General features: G+C 66.0%; 12 protein-coding genes. 5 read left to right on the top strand and 7 right to left on the bottom strand.

All coding sequences use genetic code 11. The features are described from left to right. The first annotated feature begins 149 nt into the window (after window positions 1-149). Both N0K08_RS02375 and N0K08_RS02370 read left to right on the top strand, forming a co-directional pair. Entirely contained in the window at window positions 150-2,591 is a 2,442-nt protein-coding gene (locus N0K08_RS02375; protein WP_261498381.1) for a UvrD-helicase domain-containing protein, read from the top strand. A 30-nt stretch (window positions 2,592-2,621) separates the two neighbouring features. Continuing rightward, a complete protein-coding gene (locus N0K08_RS02370; protein ID WP_261498380.1) occupies window positions 2,622-3,749 on the top strand; it encodes an FUSC family protein in 1,128 nt (375 codons plus the stop codon). Window positions 3,750-3,823: 74 nt separating this feature from the next. Here N0K08_RS02370 and N0K08_RS02365 read toward each other — a convergent pair whose 3' ends face one another. The 5 genes from N0K08_RS02365 to N0K08_RS02345 all read right to left on the bottom strand — a co-directional run bounded on the left by N0K08_RS02365 (window position 3,824) and on the right by N0K08_RS02345 (window position 10,490). Then, a complete protein-coding gene (locus tag N0K08_RS02365) occupies window positions 3,824-5,707 on the bottom strand; it encodes a PhoX family protein (protein ID WP_261498379.1) in 1,884 nt (627 codons plus the stop codon). Between the two features lie 262 nt (window positions 5,708-5,969). Further along, complete coding sequence (locus N0K08_RS02360) at window positions 5,970-7,937, bottom strand: PhoX family protein (protein ID WP_261498378.1); 1,968 nt, start codon at window positions 7,935-7,937, stop codon at window positions 5,970-5,972. A gap of 186 nt (window positions 7,938-8,123) precedes the next feature. Further along, window positions 8,124-8,930: a BPSS1780 family membrane protein gene (locus N0K08_RS02355; RefSeq protein ID WP_261498377.1), complete on the bottom strand. Its 807-nt coding sequence runs from the start codon at window positions 8,928-8,930 to the stop codon at window positions 8,124-8,126. Window positions 8,931-9,125: 195 nt separating this feature from the next. After that, window positions 9,126-10,082 (bottom strand): homoserine kinase, encoded by a 957-nt coding sequence (locus N0K08_RS02350; RefSeq protein WP_261498376.1) that lies wholly within the window; start codon window positions 10,080-10,082, stop codon window positions 9,126-9,128. A 66-nt stretch (window positions 10,083-10,148) separates the two neighbouring features. After that, complete coding sequence (locus N0K08_RS02345; protein ID WP_261498375.1) at window positions 10,149-10,490, bottom strand: DUF2782 domain-containing protein; 342 nt, start codon at window positions 10,488-10,490, stop codon at window positions 10,149-10,151. Window positions 10,491-10,575: 85 nt separating this feature from the next. On the opposite strand from N0K08_RS02345, the gene polA reads away from it, so the two are divergent. Next, a complete protein-coding gene (gene polA / locus N0K08_RS02340) occupies window positions 10,576-13,407 on the top strand; it encodes a DNA polymerase I (protein ID WP_261498374.1) in 2,832 nt (943 codons plus the stop codon). A gap of 323 nt (window positions 13,408-13,730) precedes the next feature. After that, window positions 13,731-14,540, top strand: coding sequence for a ZIP family metal transporter (locus tag N0K08_RS02335; protein WP_261498373.1), 810 nt, complete (start codon window positions 13,731-13,733; stop codon window positions 14,538-14,540). A gap of 135 nt (window positions 14,541-14,675) precedes the next feature. Here the strand turns inward: N0K08_RS02335 and N0K08_RS02330 are convergent, their stop codons facing one another. Together N0K08_RS02330 and N0K08_RS02325 are read right to left on the bottom strand one after the other, a co-directional pair. Beyond that, complete coding sequence (locus N0K08_RS02330) at window positions 14,676-15,458, bottom strand: LytR/AlgR family response regulator transcription factor (RefSeq protein WP_261498478.1); 783 nt, start codon at window positions 15,456-15,458, stop codon at window positions 14,676-14,678. 8 nt (window positions 15,459-15,466) lie between these two features. Beyond that, on the bottom strand, window positions 15,467-16,537 hold the full coding sequence (locus N0K08_RS02325) for a sensor histidine kinase (protein WP_261498372.1): 1,071 nt from the start codon (window positions 16,535-16,537) through the stop codon (window positions 15,467-15,469). A gap of 52 nt (window positions 16,538-16,589) precedes the next feature. On the opposite strand from N0K08_RS02325, the gene argH reads away from it, so the two are divergent. Next, the gene (argH, locus tag N0K08_RS02320; RefSeq protein WP_261498371.1) at window positions 16,590-18,047 is read left to right on the top strand and encodes an argininosuccinate lyase; all 1,458 of its coding nucleotides are present in this window, start codon (window positions 16,590-16,592) and stop codon (window positions 18,045-18,047) included. Window positions 18,048-18,085: the final 38 nt, after the last annotated feature.

Here is an 18,085-nt window from a genome sequence, read left to right as displayed (position 1 = left end):
CAAGAAACTTGGGCCCGGTGATTGATTCTACCCGCTCTGTCCGCGTCGGGGGAATGCCCCTGGAAGCCATGCCAGATGTGTTGGCCGCTGGCGCAAGGCTTTTGGTGGCGATGTGCCCCGGAGCCTGGCGGGCTTTCTACAATCGACGCATGTTTCCTCTTGACCTGCTTTCCAGCAGCGCGCCCGTCGCTGCGCCCGCCTCCCCCTTGCTTGCCGACCTCAATGAGGAGCAACTGGCGGCCGTGACCCTGCCCGCAGGCCATGCGCTGATCCTGGCCGGCGCGGGATCGGGCAAGACCCGGGTGCTGACCACGCGCATTGCCTGGCTGTTGCAGACCGGGCAGGCCACGCCGGCCGGCATCCTGGCCGTGACTTTCACCAACAAGGCGGCCAAGGAAATGACGGCGCGGTTGTCGGCCATGCTGCCGGTGAACGTGCGCGGCATGTGGATAGGCACTTTCCACGGCCTGTGCAATCGCCTGCTGCGCGCCCACCACCAGGCGGCGGGTCTGCCCCAGGCCTTCCAGATCCTGGACATGCAGGACCAGCTGTCGGCCGTCAAGCGGCTGTGCAAACAGCACGGGGTGGACGACGAGCGCTTTCCGCCCAAGCAACTGCAGTACTTCATCGCAGGCTGCAAGGAAGAGGGCCAGCGGCCCGGCGATGTCGCCGTCAAGGACCCCGATACGCGCAAGAAGGTCGAGTTCTACCAGCTCTACGAAGAGCAATGCCAGCGCGAAGGCGTGGTCGATTTCGGCGAGCTGATGCTGCGCAGCTTCGAGCTGCTGCGCGATCAGCCGCATCTGCGCGCGCATTACCAGCGGCGCTTTCAGCACATTCTGGTCGACGAGTTTCAGGACACCAACCGCCTGCAATACGCCTGGCTCAAGCAGCTCGCGGGCGACGAAGTCGGCGGCCAGATGCGCACCCAGGGCTCGGTGATCGCCGTGGGTGACGACGACCAGAGCATTTACGCATTCCGCGGCGCGCGCGTGGGCAATATGGCGGACTTCGTGCGCGAGTTCGACGTGCAGCGCCAGATCAAGCTCGAGCAGAACTACCGCAGTTTCAGCAATATCCTGGACTCGGCGAATGCACTGATCAGCCACAACAGCCGCCGCCTGGGCAAGAACCTGCGCACCACGCAGGGCCCGGGCGAGCCGGTGCGCGTCTACGAGGCCCACAACGACCTGGCCGAAGCGCAGTGGATGGTCGAGGAGATCCGTCAGCTGGTGAAGAACGACGGCTTCGAGCGCCAGCAGATCGCCATCCTGTACCGCAGCAATGCGCAAAGCCGCGTCATAGAAACCGCGCTGTTCAACGCCGGCGTGGCCTATCGCGTGTATGGCGGCCTGCGCTTTTTCGAGCGCGCGGAAATCAAGCATGCGCTGGCCTATCTGCGCCTGCTGGAGAACCCGCACGACAACACCAGCTTCATGCGCGCGGTGAACTTCCCGCCGCGCGGCATTGGTGCGCGCACCGTGGAAGTGCTGCAGGATGCGGCGCGCTCGGCGGGCTGCTCGCTCAGCGACGCCGTGACGGCCGTGCCCGGCAAGGCGGGCGCGAATCTGGGCGCTTTCGTCGCCAAGATCGAAGTGCTGCGCGAGCAGACCCAGGGCAAGAATCTGCGGCTGATCATCGAGGCCGTGCTCGAGGAAAGCGGCCTGCTCGAGCATTACCGCAACGAAAAGGAAGGCGCGGACCGCATAGAGAACTTGCAGGAACTGGTGAACGCGGGCGAAAGCTTCGTGACCCAGGAAGGCTTTGGCCGCGATGCCGTGGCCTTGCCGCTGGACGAGCACGGCCAGGCCCTGCGCCAGAGCCCGGTGAGCCAGGGCATCGATCCCACGCAACCCATGCTCGACCAGGTGCTGCCTGGATCGCAGCCGGCCGCGGGCATCATCGACATCGATACCGGCGAGACCCTGTCGCCGCTGGTGGCCTTCCTGACGCACGCGGCGCTCGAAGCCGGCGACAACCAGGCCCAGGCCGGCCAGGACGCGGTGCAGTTGATGACGGTGCATGCATCCAAGGGCCTGGAGTTCGACGCGGTGTTCATCGGCGGCATGGAAGAAGGCCTGTTCCCCCACGAGAACGCGATGAGCGACAGCGGCGGCCTGGAAGAAGAACGCCGCCTGATGTACGTGGCGATCACACGTGCGCGCAAGCGCCTGTACCTGAGCCATTCGCAGACGCGCATGCTGCACGGCCAGACGCGCTTTCACATGAAGAGCCGCTTCTTCGACGAACTGCCCGAAGAGGCGCTCAAGTGGATCACGCCCAAGCAGCAGGGCTTCGGCACGTTCACGCCGCAGTCCTCGGGAGGTTATGGCGGTGGTGGTTACGGCGGCAGCCGCGGCGGCTTTGGCGCCAAGACGGAAACCTTTGCCAGCCCCCCCGTGCCGCCGCAAAAGGCCGCGCCCAGCCATGGCCTGCGTGCGGGCATCGCCGTGTTCCACAACAAGTTCGGCGAAGGCAAGGTGCTGGCCATCGAAGGCACGGGCGACGACGCGCGCGCCCAGGTGAACTTCCCGCGCCATGGCACCAAATGGCTGGCGCTGGCGATTGCCAAGCTCACCATCGTCGACTAGTGTTGGCATTTCGTTGATGCAAGGCATGCCATGAGCGACGACAAGGACAAGGCAGCTGCCGCCGGCGGGACCGGGGCTTCGATGGCGCGGGCGGCCCTGCATCTGTTCGATCGCAGCCAGTTGCAGGACAGTGTGGCCCTGGCGCCGCCGGTGTCGCTGAGGATTGCGCTGATTGCCGGCGCGCAGTGCAGTCTGGCGGTGCTGTGCGCCGTGGTGCTGACGCTGCTGTCGCCCTGGCCCGAGCTGGTGGGCTTTCCGGCGCTGGGCGCGCTGGCCTCGCTGTTCGGACGCTTCGCCCCCTTGCCGCGGCGCCGCCGCATCGTGGCCATCTGCGCGGGGCTGCTGACGCTGGGCGTGTTCTTTCCTTCGGTGGCTTCGCTGTTCGGCGCGCCGGACTGGGCGCTGGTGCTGGTGCTGGCGCTGGTCGCCGGTGCCTGCACGGTGGTCGTGAGCCGTTGGAGTATTGGCCTGCCGGGCGCGGTGATCATCGTCTTCGCGGCCGGCGCGGCCCTGCACCCCGTGGACCATTGGCAGACCATGGCTGCGCGCATGCTGGCCACCGCCGCGGGCGGCCTGGTCGCCTGGCTGGTGTGCTGGCTCACGGACGGTCTGCGCTCGCAGGAGTTGCTTCAGCTGCGACTGCCGCCGACCCTTGTTCCGCCAGCGTCCCACCAGTGGATCGCGGCCGGGCGCATCACCGCGGGTGCGGCACTGGCGGGGGGGATTGCCTGGGCAGCCGGCTGGCATCATCCGGCCTGGGCGGCCATCGGTGCGACGGCCGTGATGCAGGGCAGCAATCTGCATGTGACCATGAGCCGGGCCTTGCAGCGCATGGTCGGCACCCTGGTCGGGGCCTGCCTGGTCTGGCTGATCCTGGCCCAGCATCCGCCGCTGTGGGCCATGGTGCTGGCCATCGTGCTGTTCCAGTTCACCACCGAAGTGATCATCGGCATCAACTATGCGCTGGGGCAGATCACCGTGACGCCGATGGCGCTGCTGATGACCGTGCTGGCTTCGCCCGCGCCGCTGTCGGGCAGTCTGCCCGTCGAGCGGGTCATGGAGACCATGCTGGGCGCGGCGGTGGGGATTGTGCTGGCGGTGCTGTTTTCCAGCGCCGACGACCGGGCCCACCTGGCGGCGCTGCGCCGCAAGCAGTGACTGGCGCAAGCGGGAGAGGGGTTCGCCGAACCCCTCCCGTGTACCTGGCAACGGCTAGGCCGCTGCCTTGGTGATCAGGCGCCTACCGGCTTGCCATCGGTGCGACGCACCACCACGGTGGCCGAGCGCGCGGGCCAGCCGGCGGTCGTCGACCATGCGCCTTCGGGGTGCTGGATGTTGATGAAGAACGCCGTCAGATCGGGTGTGTAGCCGATGCCGGTGATCTCGCATCCCACCGGACCGACCAGGAAGCGCTTGGATTCGCCGGTGGCCTGGTCGACGTAGTACATCGAGTTGTTGCCGAAGATGCTGGTGGTGCTGCTGCCCGTGCCGGCATCGGTTTGTACCCACAGGCGGTTTTGCGGGTCGACGCGGATTCCGTCCGGGCTGGAGAAGGTGTGACCGACGATGTTGCCCTTCTCGTTCGCGGCGGCGATCGACGGATCGCCGGCCAGCAGCAGCAGCGACCAGTTGAACGTCGTTGCCAGCGGCGAGTTGCCGGTTTCGGTCCAGCGCACGATATGGCCGTGCCGGTTGCTGGTGCGCGGATTCGCGGCATCGGTGCGCTTGCGGCTGCTGTTGTTCGTCAGGGTGCAGTAGATGGTTTTGTCGCCACCCACCGTGATCCACTCCGGGCGGTCCATCAGCGTGCCGCCGGCCACGCGCGCAGCGGCTTTGGTCTTGATCAGCACGTCGGCTTGGGTGTTGAAGTCCACCAGCGTGCCGGAAATGACGGTGCCGGTGGCCAGCTGGGTGAAGTTGCCCGGATCGGTGGCACCCGCGACCAGACCGTTCTTGCCTTGCGTGAGTTCTATCCAGTTGCCCGTGCCATCGCCGTTGAAGCGGGCCACATACAGCGTGCCGTCGTCCAGCAGACCGAAGTTGGCGGCGCGGTTGGCGGGGTCATAGGCCTTGCGGGGCACGAACTTGTAGATGCAGCCGGGCGTGCCGTCGTCGCCCATGTAGAACGCCACGCGGTTGGCGTCATCGAGCATGTAGGCGGTGTTTTCGTGATCGAAACGACCCATGGCGGTGCGCTTGGTGGGCGTGCCCATCTGGTTGAGGGGGTCGATTTCCACGACCCAGCCGTAGCCTTCTTCCGCCTGCGTCGGGTCCAGGTAGTTGTCGGTGCTTTCTTCGCAGGTCAGGTAGGTGCCCCAAGGGGTGGGGCCGCTGGCGCAGTTGTTCAGCGTGCCGATGACGGACGCGCCGACCACCGCTGCCGCCGGGCCGCTGACCTTGTATTCGGTGTTGCCCGAGTAGCGCTTGTTGTAGGCCGACGGTTTGACCGACCACTTGCCGCTGGCATCGCGCTCGACTTCGATGACCGAGACGCCGACCGTGGACAGGGCGGTTTTCTTTTCTACGTCGGTCGCCGTGGCCGCGCTGTACTTGCCGCCGGTGAAGCCCAGGATCTTGGAATCCAGGTTTTCGTGGTTGATGGCCAGCAGGCCGCGCTTGTTGGGGTCGACGCCCGGGATCGCGAAGTAGTGCATGCCGTCGTGCTGCGAGCCGGCCTGCAGTTCGGTGGCGGGATGCACCTGGGGGAGGCCGCTGTAGCCGACCGAGCCGATGACGCACTGGTCGCCGGCCGAGTAGAGGATTTCCGCCACGTAGCCTTGGGGCACGGTGACGGTGTCGGCCACGATCTTGTTGCCCAGGGGCGTGAAGGTCACGGAGTAATCCGGACCGGCAGGGACTTCGCTGCCGCCGCCATTGTTGCCGCCGCCCGTGCCGCCGCCGTCGGGCGCAGGGGGCGTATTGTCGTTGTCACCACCACAGGCGGTCAGAGCGCTGGCGCCAAAGATCGACAGCATGGACAAGGCCATGGTGTTCTTGAACAGCGTACGGCGCGCCGGATTGGCGGCGACGATGGCGTCGAACATCTGGCCAGGAACCGTGACTTCGCCATGGGCTTCGCGTGAGGCGGCGCGAGCTGCATCCGTCAAATAAGACATTTCAATCCTTTGAGTATTGGGTGAATACGTCTTGTGTTTTTGGTGGTGTTGTGTCGACGTGCCCTGAGCCTAGCCAGGGGGTATGACGGCCTTGTTACATCGGGAGCTTGTTGTTTTCCTGGGCCCATGGCCGCGTTGCGGCAGGACGCAAAAAAGGCGAGACATGGGTCTCGCCTTTGGGGATGCAAAGGCATGCCGTTGGCATGCATGAAGGGGATCAGCCGGGCTGCGATCAGCCGGGCTGCGGTCAGCAGGGCTGCGATCAGCCCAGCTTCATCTGCGAGGGCGTGGCCGTCAGGTAGCCCACGGCGGCGGCGAACTTGCCCTTGTAGTTGGCCTTGATCAGCGGATCCAGCGTGTCCTTGACCACGTTGTGGATGCCGCCCCAGTCACCGGCGTGCTGGAAGTTGCTGGCGATGTAGGTCCAGCCGTTGATCTCGTCCACGGCATGCAGGCCCGTGGATTCGCCGCCTGCGGGGATGGACATCAGGCGCGACAGCGTCTTGGTGTCGATGTTGTAGGCCCACAGGAAGTTGTTCACGTGCTGGCCGCTGTCCTCGCCGATGAACAGGGTGCGCATCTTTTCCGAGAACTTGAGGTTGTCGGGGTTGCAGATCTTGTTGGGGTTGCCGGTGTTGCCCAGTGCGTCGGCGGGGATGTCCTCGCCGGCCAGCAGGGGCTTGGTGTCCACGGGCATCCATTCGCTGTTGATGGCACCGCTGGCGGTGTCCTTCTGGCCACCCTTGAGGTTCAGCGCCATGACCACGCCGGCCAGCAATTGCTTGGGCACCGAGACGCTTGGCACGTTGGCGACGTGGCCCGCGACCATCGAGGACTGCACGTTCTGCAGTGCCGAGTAGGCGACCTTGTCCTTGATGTTGACGGTCGTGCCTTCCATCTTGGTGAAGCCCATGCTGGCGCCGACAAAGGCGGCGTAGCGGTGGGTTTCGAGGAAGGCTGCGGCCTTTTCCATGCCGGGCTTGATGCGGATCCACTGGACCTTGCCGCTGAAGACGATCTTGGTGAAAGTGACATCGGCGGGATCCGCGGTCACCACTTCCATGATGTCGGAAGGCTTGAGCGTGTTGGCCAGGAGTTCGATTTCGGCGCTGGTGGCCGAGCCGAGCTTGATCCAGCTCAGTGGCGCGGCGCTGTTGGCGGCCGGGTCGACGGAGAAGCCCGCGCCGACCTTGGCGGCGTACAGCGTGCCCGAGGACAGGTCTTTTTCACGGTCGGCCACGAAGACGAAGTAGCCGCTGTTGGTGGCGTCGTCACCCATCAGTGCCGTGCGCTGGTCGGGCATGACCTGGACCAGCTCGTGCGAGATGCGACCCATGCAGTAATGCTTCTTGATGCTGGCCGTGCCGTCGGGGTTCACGGTCACTTCGGGCATGTGGCCGTAGTGGTAGGGGTTGGCCTTGGCTGGGTCGCCGTACAGGTTCTGGCTGAAAGCCTGCAGCTGGGCGTTGGAGGATGCGAACGCATCGGGTTCGTACTCTTCGCTCGACAGGTGCGTGCCCCATGGCGAGAGGCTGGCGCCGCAGGTGATCCACAGACCGTGGACCTTGGAGGTGTCGACGTTGTGGTACTTCACGAGGCTGAGCTTGCCCGTGGTCTGGTCCTGGTCCAGCGTGAGCACGGCGATGGGCGAGGGCAGCTTGCCGTACATGTCGGTCTTGCCGTCCTGGGCCCAGGTGGCGTATTCGAACTGCACCACGGCGAACACGGGCTTGCCCTTGACGCCGTCGACCTTGGCGTTAGGCACGGTCAGCAGCGAAGTGCCGTCGGGCGAGTCGGAGAAGAAATGGCGCTCGCTGCCGGGCACCGTCTTGTCGATGATCTTGTTGTTGTAGATGTCGTAGTAACCGCCGGCGAGCAGCTGGCCGCCCTTGCCGTCGCTGACCATGTCGCCGGTGGTGAAGAAGGGCTGGTAGCCCAGGTCGTAGCTTTGTTCGCTGTTGTCGTCGAATTTCACTTTGAGCTGCGAGCCCACGGTCATGGTGGCCATGGCGGCGGGGTTGGCCAGCGTGGGGGCGGCCATCGAGGTGAAGGTGGCCGACACGTAGTTCTTGCTGACGGGTGGCTTGACGACGGGGTTGTTGTTGCTCTCGTCATCGCCGCCGCAGGCGGTCAGCAGCGCGGTCGTGGCGCCGGCGCCAAGGGGCAGCATGGGGATGCCGGCCAGAAATTGCAGGGCTTTGCGGCGGGTGGGCGTCGTCGTGTGGGACATTGTATTTTCCAGAAGATGGCTGCGAAGAGCAGGCCGCGTGCCAAAAGGGCAGGTCGGTCCGCCAAGCGGTGGAGCGGTCGGCTTGCCCGCTTCCTGCAGCGAATACTAGAAACACAATGTGACAGGCATTTGAAAAACAAAAAACCCGGCGCAATAGGCCGGGTTGTGTAGGAGCGTGCGCAGTTCTTACTCGGGCAGGTCCAGGGGATCTTCCGCAGACCCGTCGGGAGCGGAAAAACTGTCGCGGAAAGTGAACACCACCGAAGTGAAGAACATGGCCGCCAGCACCATGGCCGCCCCGACCATGATGCCGCCAGCAATGGCGCCGATCAGGCTGGCCAGCACGCCGGTCACCAGGGCCAGCACCAGGCCGGTGCCCAGAAAGACCGTCATCCAGCAGATGCCGAACACCAGATAGGCGCGCCAGTTGCGCAGGCAGGCGATGCCGCTGAAAAACAGGGCTTTGACCGGAGGAATGCCATGCCAGTGGATCAGCCCGGGCGCGTGCCAGAACATCAGCGACAGCGGGATGTACAGCGCCATCGAGAACCACATGGCGGTCTGGAAGTCCGGGTCTTCGGCGATTTCGCGGCCCATGGGCTCGCCACCCAGATAGACGTTGGCAAAGGTGCCGCCGTCTATCAGTGCCGACAGGCCCATGATGGCCAGGAAGCTGACGGCATACAGCACGCCCAGCGTGAGCATGGCGCGCCTGCGCTCGGTACCGGAGCGAAAGGCCACCAGCAGCAGGGACGGGTTGGGAAAGCGGCCCTGGGTGGCTTCGGCGGCCGCGACCATCATCGCCAGCGAAGAGCAGGGCAGCAAGGCCAGGGCCAGGGCCGGGCCGACGAAGGGAACAATCGTGACCAGCGACATGCAGGCCATGGCCAGGAAGAACAGCGCGGCCAGTGCCATGGGCTGGCGCCAGAATGTCTGGATGCCGAGCTTGACCCATAGGACGCCGGTGCTGGCGGGAACAATCTGGAGTTTCATGAAATGGTCAAAGTCCTGGGGGAGCAGAAGCAGGCGCGTGAAGGCGCCAATAGCGTTACTGTAACGCAGGCTTTTTTGACCTCTGAACACAAGGGCAGGATCACGGCTCCAGGACGGCAGCCCAGGCTGGCTGCAGGCCGCCGTCAGCCCGCACCCAGGTCTGCATTGCCTGGCGCTGAAATCCCGCGGCCTGTCTCAAGCCAATTGCAGCGGATGCGCGATGCGCTGGCGCAGCACGCGTTCGAAATGGGCTGGATCGTGGGGCGTGAGCAGCGCGGCTTCGCGCGGCAGGTAAAAGTCCCACAGGCGCGAAATCCAGAAGCGCAGTGCGCCCGCGCGCAGCTGGGCATTGAGCAGCTGGCGCTCGGCAGCCGTGAGCGGCCGCACGCTCTGGTAGGCGGCGATCATGGCCTGGGCACGCGCCGCGTCGTGGGCTCCCGTGGCGTGGTCTATGCACCAGTCGTTGAGACAGACCGCCAGGTCGAACAGCCAGCTGTCTATGCCCGCGAAGTAGAAGTCGAAAAAGCCCGTGAGCTGCTCGCCGTCGAACATCACGTTGTCGCGGAACAGGTCGGCGTGGATGGGGCCGCGCGGCAGCGCCGCATAGGCCGAGGAGGCCGCGACATGGTTCTGGTAGGCGAGTTCGGACTGCAGCAGATCGACCAGGTCGCTGTCCAGATGGGGCAGCACCACGGGCGCGGTTTCATTCCACCAGGGCAGGCCGCGCAGATTGGGCTGCTGGCGGTTGAAGTCGCGAGCGGCCAGGTGCATGCGCGCCAGCATTTCGCCGACGGCCGCGCAGTGCACGGGTGCGGGCGCGAGCTGGCTGCTGCCGCGCAGGCGGTTGACCACGGCCGCGGGCTTGCCGCACACGCGCAGCAGGATGTCGCCGCTTTGCTTGTGCGCCTGCGGGTCGGGCACGGGAATGCCGGCGTGCGCCAGGTGCTTCATCAGGTGCAGATAAAACGGCAGTTGCTCGGCCGTCAGGCGCTCGAAGAGTGTGAGCACCCACTCACCCTGATCGGTCGTCAGGAAGTAGTTGGTGTTTTCAATGCCGCCCTGGATGCCGCGCAGGCTCTGGAACTGGCCCAGCGGCAGGTGGCGCAGCAGATCGCGCGCCTCTTTATCGGAGACTTCGGTAAAAACGGCCATGGCGAAGTGCGCGCCCCGAGGGCGGCGCAGGAAAGAAGAGGAAGAAAGGGGGGAGCGTTGGGAGGCTCAGAACTTGCGTATGTTCCACACCCGCGGGCCCGTGGTGTCCGAGCTGTTGCGGTTGCGGTTGCGCGCACCGTCACTGGGCTGGACTTCGTAGGCGGGCATGTCGCCGACCTTGGGCGTGACGGTGATGCTTTGCGTTTGACCGCCAATGCGCACTTCATCGACGCGGCTGCCTTCGTCCTCCACGCGGATGCGTTCCACGCGCTGGTTGTTCTTGTCACCCTGTGGCGCGCGCTGTTCGGGCGCGCTGGGCGCGGCCTGGACGGCATTGGCAGGGGGATTCTGGGCCAGCACCGGGCTGGCAGCCAAGCTGATGAGGAGGAGGAGTGGGGCGGCGCGCATAAGGAGATTGTAGGGCTTGTCATAAATCGGATCGCGTGGGGAAATCAATGGATGACAGGGGCTAGGGCCCGTGCACAATCCTGGCATGAGCAATTCCAAGACCCTGGTGCTGGTAGATGGCTCCAGCTATCTCTACCGCGCCTACCACGCCATGCCCGACCTGCGGGCAAAGCCCGGCGACCCGTCGAGTGCCGCCACTGGCGCGATCCGCGGCATGATCAACATGCTGCAGGCCCTGAAAAAAGAAGTGCCGGCCGATTACGCGGTCTGCGTGTTCGATACCAGCGGGCCGACCTTCCGCGACGCCATCTATCCCGAGTACAAGGCGCAGCGTTCGCCCATGCCCGACGATTTGCGCGCGCAGATCGAGCCCATCCACGCCGTGGTGCGCATGCTGGGCTGGCCGGTGCTGGCCGTCAAAGGGGTGGAAGCCGACGATGTGATCGGCACCCTGGCCCATGCCGCGGCGCAGCAGGGCGTGAAGGTGGTGGTTTCCAGCGGCGACAAGGACTTGAGCCAGCTGGTCAATGAGCACATCACCATCATCGACACCATGAACGGCAAGGTGCGCGACGTGGCCGGCGTGACGGCCGAGTTTGGCGTGCCGCCTGCGCTGATGGTCGATTTCCAGACCCTGGTCGGCGACACCGTGGACAACGTGCCCGGCGTGCCCAAGGTCGGTCCCAAGACCGCCGCCAAGTGGCTCAACGAATACGGTTCGCTCGACGCCTTGCTGGCGCGTGCCGATGAAATCAAGGGCGTGGCCGGGCAGAACCTGCGCGACAGCCGCGACTGGCTGCCCACGGGCCGCCAGCTGGTGACCATCAAGACCGACTGCGATCTGGTCGAGCATGTGGTGGGCCTGCCGTCGCTCGACGGCCTGGCCTGGCGCGAGCCGGAAAACGCGGCGCTGCACGATTTCTACATGGACTACGGCTTCAAGGGCCTGGCGATGGCCCTGGCGAACGGCAAAGCCGAGCCCGCGCCCAAGACCGAAGCCGCGGCCAAGCCCAAGGCCGCCAAGCCGCGCGCCGACCAGGACACGGGCGACATGTTCGCGGAGTTGCAGGAGTCGGCCGAGGCCACGGCCGAGGCCGAAGCGGCCCAGCAATCCCATCTGCGCTATGACGTGATCCTGACCTGGGCCAGCTTCGATGCCTGGCTGGCCAGGATACAGGCGGCCGAGCTGACGGCGCTGGATACCGAAACCACGTCGCTGGACGAAATACGCGCCCAGATCGTGGGCATCAGCTTCAGCGTGGAGCCGGGTGCCGCCGCCTATATTCCCCTGGCGCATGCGGGCCCCGATGCGCCCGAGCAGCTGCCTCTGGAGGAAGTGCTGGCGCGCCTCAAGCCCTGGCTGGAAGACGCCAGCCGTCCCAAGCTGGGCCAGCACATCAAGTACGACCGCCATGTGTTCGCCAACCACGGCATCCATGTGCAAGGCTATGCGCACGACACCATGCTGCAAAGCTATGTGCTCGAAGTCCATCGCCCGCACGGCCTGTCCAGCCTGGCGCTGCGCCACACCCAGCGCACGGGCATCAGCTACGAAGACCTGTGCGGCAAGGGCGTGCACCAGATCCCGTTCGCCCAGGTGCCGGTCGACAAGGCCGCGGCCTATTCCTGCGAAGACTCGGACCAGACGCTGGACGTGCACCGCGTGCTGTGGCCGCAGCTGCAAGCCCTGCCGGCGCTGCGCGGCGTCTACGAACTGGAGCTGCAGACCAGCGAAGCGCTGTTTCGCATCGAGCGCAACGGCGTGCTGATCGACGCGGCCACGCTGGCCAAGCAAAGCAACGAGCTGGGCCAGCGCATCGTGCAGCTGGAAAACGAAGCCTACGAGATCGCTGGCCAGCCGTTCAACCTGGCCAGCCCCAAGCAACTGGGTGAAATCTTCTTCGACAAGCTGGGCATGCCCGTGGTGAAGAAGACCGCCACCGGCGCGCGCAGCACCGACGAGGAAGTGCTGGAAAAGCTCGCCGCCGACTACCCGCTGCCGGCCAAGCTGCTTGAGCACCGCAGCCTGTCCAAGCTCAAGGGAACGTATACCGACAAGCTGGCCCAGCTGGCGCAGCCGACCACGGGCCGGGTCCACACCCACTACGCCCAGGCCGTGGCTGTCACGGGCCGGCTGTCGAGCAACGACCCGAATCTGCAGAACATTCCCATCCGCACGCCCGAAGGCCGGCGTGTGCGCGAAGCCTTCATCGCGCCCGCGGGCCGCTTGATCGCCAGCGCCGACTATTCGCAGATCGAACTGCGTATCATGGCCCACCTGTCGGGCGACGAGTCGCTGCTGCTGGCTTTCCAGGAAGGCCGCGACGTGCACCGGGCCACGGCCGCCGAAGTGTTCGCGGTCGACGTGGACCAGGTCAGCAGCGAGCAGCGCCGCTATGCCAAGGTGATCAACTTCGGTCTGATCTACGGCATGAGCAGCTTCGGCCTGGCCAAGAACCTGGGCATAGAGACCAAGGCCGCCGCCGCCTATATCGACCGCTATTTCCAGCGCTATCCCGGCGTCAAGCGCTACATGGACGAGACCGTGGAGTTCGCGCGCGCCCATGGCTATGTCGAGACCGTTCTGGGCCGGCGCCTGTATCTGCCCGATATCAACGGCGGCAACGGCCCGCGCAAGAAGGGCGCCGAACGCCAGGCGATCAATGCGCCCATGCAGGGCACGGCCGCCGACCTGATCAAGATGGCGATGGTGGCGGTGCAGGCCGAGCTGGACGCGCACAAGCCAGCGATCAAGGTCATCATGCAGGTGCACGATGAACTGGTGTTCGAGCTGCCGCAGGAAGACGAAGCCTGGCTCAGGACCGAGATCCCGCGCCTGATGGCCGGCGTCGCCGAGCTCAAGGTCCCGTTGCTGGCGGAAGTCGGCGTGGGCCTGAACTGGGATCAGGCGCACTGAAATAAAGCACCCCCTGAGCCGCTGCGCGCTAGGCGCGCCCCGTCTTCCCCCTCTCATCCTTCGGTGGAGGGGGCGCCCGGCCAGGGACGGCAGCCTCGGTGCGGGGGGGCCGCCCAGGTGCGGCCCTTCCTCGCTGCCCCCTTGCTGGGGCACGCCAGTGGCATGGGCTGCGGGTGGTGCCTGGCACCATAAAGCACTGACTGCAACCGGCCCGCAGGCGCCATGCCGGCGGCACTTTTGTGTCCGTTCCGGCCGGCAAACGCGTCTTCTGCGAAAATGCGGTGGATCGGCCTTTTGGGCCCATCGATAAAGCAAAAATAGCTATGACATTGATAGCAATCATTCTGGCCACCCTGGCCGCCGGTATTGGCAGTGTGTGGGTGGCTGCGCTACTTATGGGCGTAGGAGTTTCGGGAAAGAACGGCGGCATGATGCCCCAGCGTCTGCTGAGCCTGGCTGCTGGGGCCTTGCTGGCTACGGCCTTCATGCACCTGCTGCCCGAAGCGTTCAACAGCGAAGCCAGCGCCCAGGACCTGTTTCTCACCCTGCTGATCGGCGTGGTGTTCTTCTTTCTGCTCAGCAAGGCCGAACTGTGGCACCACGGCCATGAGCACGGCCATGACCAGCATGCAGGCCATGGGCATGAACACGGGCGTGAACCCGTTCACAGCCACGGCAAGCCCGGCGGCGGCTGGGCCGTGCTCACGGGCGACAGCGTGCACTGCTTTGGCGACGGCGTGCTGATTGCCTCGGCCTTTCTGGCCGACATGCGGCTGGGCGTGATCGCGGCCGCTTCCGTGCTGGCCCACGAAGTGCCGCACCACATCGGCGATCTGGTGGTGCTGGGCCATTCCAGCGCCAACCGCCGCGTGGCGCTGGTCAAGGTCTCGCTGGCGGGCGCCGTCACGGCCCTGGGCGGCATCGCCGGCTATTTCCTCGTCGGTCAGTTGCAGGACTGGCTGCCGTATTTCCTGGTGCTGGCATCGAGCAGCTTTGTCTATGTGGCGCTGGCCGACCTGATTCCCCAACTGCAAAAACGCCTGACAGCGCGCGAGACCGTGGCCCAGGTGGCCTGGCTGGTGGGCGGCATGGTGTTGGTGACCCTGGTCAGCGGCATGGCGCATTCACACTAAGAGCACCCCCTGAGCGGCTCACGCCGCTTCCCCCTCTCATCCTTCGGTGGAGGGGGACGGCAGCCTCGCTGCGGGGCGGCCCTTGCTCGCTGCCCCTGAGCTGGGGCGCGCCGGTTTCAAGCACTGGAGCGGGCGTTATGGATCTGTCGAGTCGCGCAGCGCCGCGCGCACGCCGGCGAGCTGGCGGCGTGACACGGCCAGCGGTTCGTGGATGCCATGCAGGCGCACGGCCCAGCCTTCGCCTTCTTCGGGGTCGAAATATTTTTCCAGCGCGCGCAGGGCCCGGCGTGCGACCAGGGCATTGCGGTGGATGCGCAGGAAGTGCGCGGCGTGCTGGGTCTCCAGTTCGTTGAGCGCGCTGTCGAGGATGTAGCTTTGCGCGGCGGTGCGCACGGTCACGTATTTCAGCTCGGCCTTGAAGTACAGCACTTCGGTGAGCAGCACGCGCTCGGTGCGGCCGCGGTCCAGGATCAGCAGCGCGGCGGCTGGCGTGGGGGGCTCGTCGGCGGGGACAGGCTTGTGCAGCCGCAGCACCTTGGCCAGGGTTTGCTGCAGCCGGGCCAGGCGCACCGGCTTGGTCAGATAGTCCAGCGCATCCAGCTCGAAGGCGTTGACGGCGTGCAGGCCGTCGGCGGTGACGAACACCAGGGCTGGCGGCCGCGGCAGGCTGCGCATGCGCGCGGCCAGCGACAGGCCGTCCAGGCCCGGCATATGGATGTCGAGCAGCACCAGGGCGATGGGCTGCGTCTGCAGCAGCGCCCAGGCCGCATCGGCGCAGTCGGCTTGCTGCACGACCAGCGGCGGCAGGGCCGGTTCGCCCGGCGCGGTCCCGGCACCGGCCGCAGCAGCCGCATCGGCCAACAGCGTCTGCAGGCGGCTGCGGGCCAGGGCTTCGTCATCGACCAGCAGGATGTGCAAGGGGGCGTTCACGCAGGGTTCTCCAGCGGCAGGGCGATGCGCACGACATAGCTGCCCTGGCGGCTGCCGGCGCTGAATTCGGCCTGCAGATCGTGCAACAGGCCCAGGCGTTCGCGCACATTGCGCAGCGCCATGCCGTGGCCGTGCGTGGACGGTCCGCTGGCCGGCGGCAGGCTGTTGACGATGGTGATCAGCACCCGGTGGTGGCGCAGTTGCGTGGTGATCTGCAGCGTGCCACCCGGCGCGCTGGGCTCCACCCCATGGCGGATGGCGTTTTCCACCAGCGGCTGCAGCAGCAGCGGCGGCAGTCGGGCGGCGCCGGCCGCGGGGTCGAGCTGCCACTGCAGTTGCAGGCGCGTGCCGAAGCGCACCTGCTCGATCGCCAGGTAGCGCTGGGCCAGCGTGATTTCCTCGTCCAGCGTGGCGCTGCCCTGGGGGTCGGCCAGCGCGTAGCGGAACAGGTCGCTGAGGTCTTCGAGCAGGGCTTCTGCCTTGGCGGGCTCGGCGCGCACCAGCGCGATCGCGCTGTTGAGCGTGTTGAACAGAAAATGCGGGCGAATGCGCGATTGCAACTCCGCCAGCCGGGCGGTGGTGGCGGCCGGCGTGCGTGCGCGCGCGCGCAGCAGCAAGGCCGTGACCAGCAGGGCGGCCAGCAGCGCGCCGCTCACCGCGCTGGCCAGCCAGGGCGCGGAGAGCCCATCGCCCACCAGCCACAGCATGGCGCAGGCATAGAGGCCGCACAGCGCGCCCAGCAGCATGCCGGCGGCATACTGGGCCTGGGGCTTCAAGCGCTGCAGCAGGCGCTTGAGGCCGCAGGCCGCGATCAGCCACAGCAGCGTGCCCGGCAGCGCGCCGCCCGTGACCCAGGCCATGCGCAGCAGCCAATCCAGGGCCGAAGAAGCGCCAAAAAGCGTGGCCGTGGCGACCACGCTTTGCACGAACAACACCGCCCGCAGCACCACGCCGACATGGCAGGCATCGAACACCAGAACGCGCTGTGCCGCACCGGCCGTGGGGGCTAGTAGGGGGCCAGATTCGAGGGAAGCGGGCTGGGTCGATAAAATTTGCGTATCTTGCATGGCGGCACCGGAATATTCCGGCTGTCTTGAACCCACTGATTATTGTCTTCTCATGTCCAACAGCACCACTTCACAACCATCCCACAACCAGCTCGACACCAAGGCCCAGGCATGGTCGGCGCTGTTTTCCGAGCCCATGAGCGACCTCGTCAAACGCTACACATCGAGCGTGTTCTTTGACAAGCGCCTGTGGCAGGCCGACATCATGGGCAGCCTGGCCCACGCCGAAATGCTGTCCGCCCAGGGCATTATTTCGAGCGAAGACCACGCCTCCATCCAGAAAGGCATGGCGCAGATCACGGCCGAGATCGAAGCCGGCGGCTTTGAATGGAAGCTCGATCTGGAAGACGTGCATCTGAACATCGAAGCGCGCCTGACGCAACTGGTCGGCGATGCCGGCAAGCGCCTGCACACCGGCCGCAGCCGCAACGACCAGGTCGCGACCGACGTGCGCCTGTGGTTGCGCGGCGAGATCGACGTGATCAGCGGCCTGCTGGGCGAGCTGCAGAAGTCGCTGGTCGAGACCGCCGAGCGCTATGTCGAAGTGATTCTGCCGGGCTTCACCCATTTGCAGGTGGCCCAGCCCGTGAGCTTCGGCCACCATTTGCTGGCCTATGTGGAAATGTTCCACCGCGATGCCGAACGCATGGCCGACGTGCGCCGCCGCGTCAACGTCCTGCCCCTGGGCTCGGCCGCGCTGGCCGGCACCACCTACCCGCTGGACCGCGAGCGCGTGGCGCGTGCGCTGGGCATGGAAGGCGTGTGCCAGAACAGCCTGGATGCGGTCAGCGACCGTGATTTCGCCATCGAATTCAGCGCCGCCGCCGCGCTGTGCATGGTGCACATCAGCCGTTTCTCGGAAGAGCTGATCCTGTGGATGAGCCAGAACTTCGGCTTCATCAAGATTGCCGACCGCTTCACTACCGGCTCGTCCATCATGCCGCAGAAGAAGAACCCCGACGTGCCTGAACTGGCGCGCGGCAAGACCGGCCGCGTGGTCGGCCACCTGATGGGTCTGATCACGCTGATGAAGGGCCAGCCCCTGGCCTACAACAAGGACAACCAGGAAGACAAGGAGCCGCTGTTCGACACCGTGGACACCTTGAAGGACACGCTGCGCATCTTCAGCGAAATGGTCGGCGGCCAGTTGAACCCGGCCACGGGCGTCAAGGAAGGCGGCATCAGCGTCAACGCCGAAGCCATGGAGCGCGCCGCGCTCAAGGGCTATGCCACGGCCACCGATCTGGCCGACTACCTGGTCAAGAAGGGCCTGCCTTTCCGCGATGCGCACGAAACCGTGGCCCATGCGGTCAAGGCGGCGATTGCCCAGGGCGTGGACCTGTCGGAACTGCCCCTGGCCACGCTGCAGGGCTTTCACCCGCAGATCGAGCAAGACGTGTTCGAGTGCCTGAGCCTGCGCGGTTCGCTCAACGCGCGCAACACGCTGGGCGGAACGGCGCCGGCACAGGTGCGGGCCCAGCTGGCGCGCCACCAGGCACGTCTGGCATAAAAAAACAACAGCGGCGGGGCGGCCCCGCGCTATCGTTC

The sequence above is a fragment of the Acidovorax bellezanensis genome (assembly GCF_025421555.1).
Taxonomy (GTDB): Bacteria; Pseudomonadota; Gammaproteobacteria; order Burkholderiales; family Burkholderiaceae_C; genus Comamonas; species Comamonas bellezanensis.
Note: the sequence above shows the minus strand (reverse complement) of the source record. Positions and strands in the feature narration are given on the sequence as shown.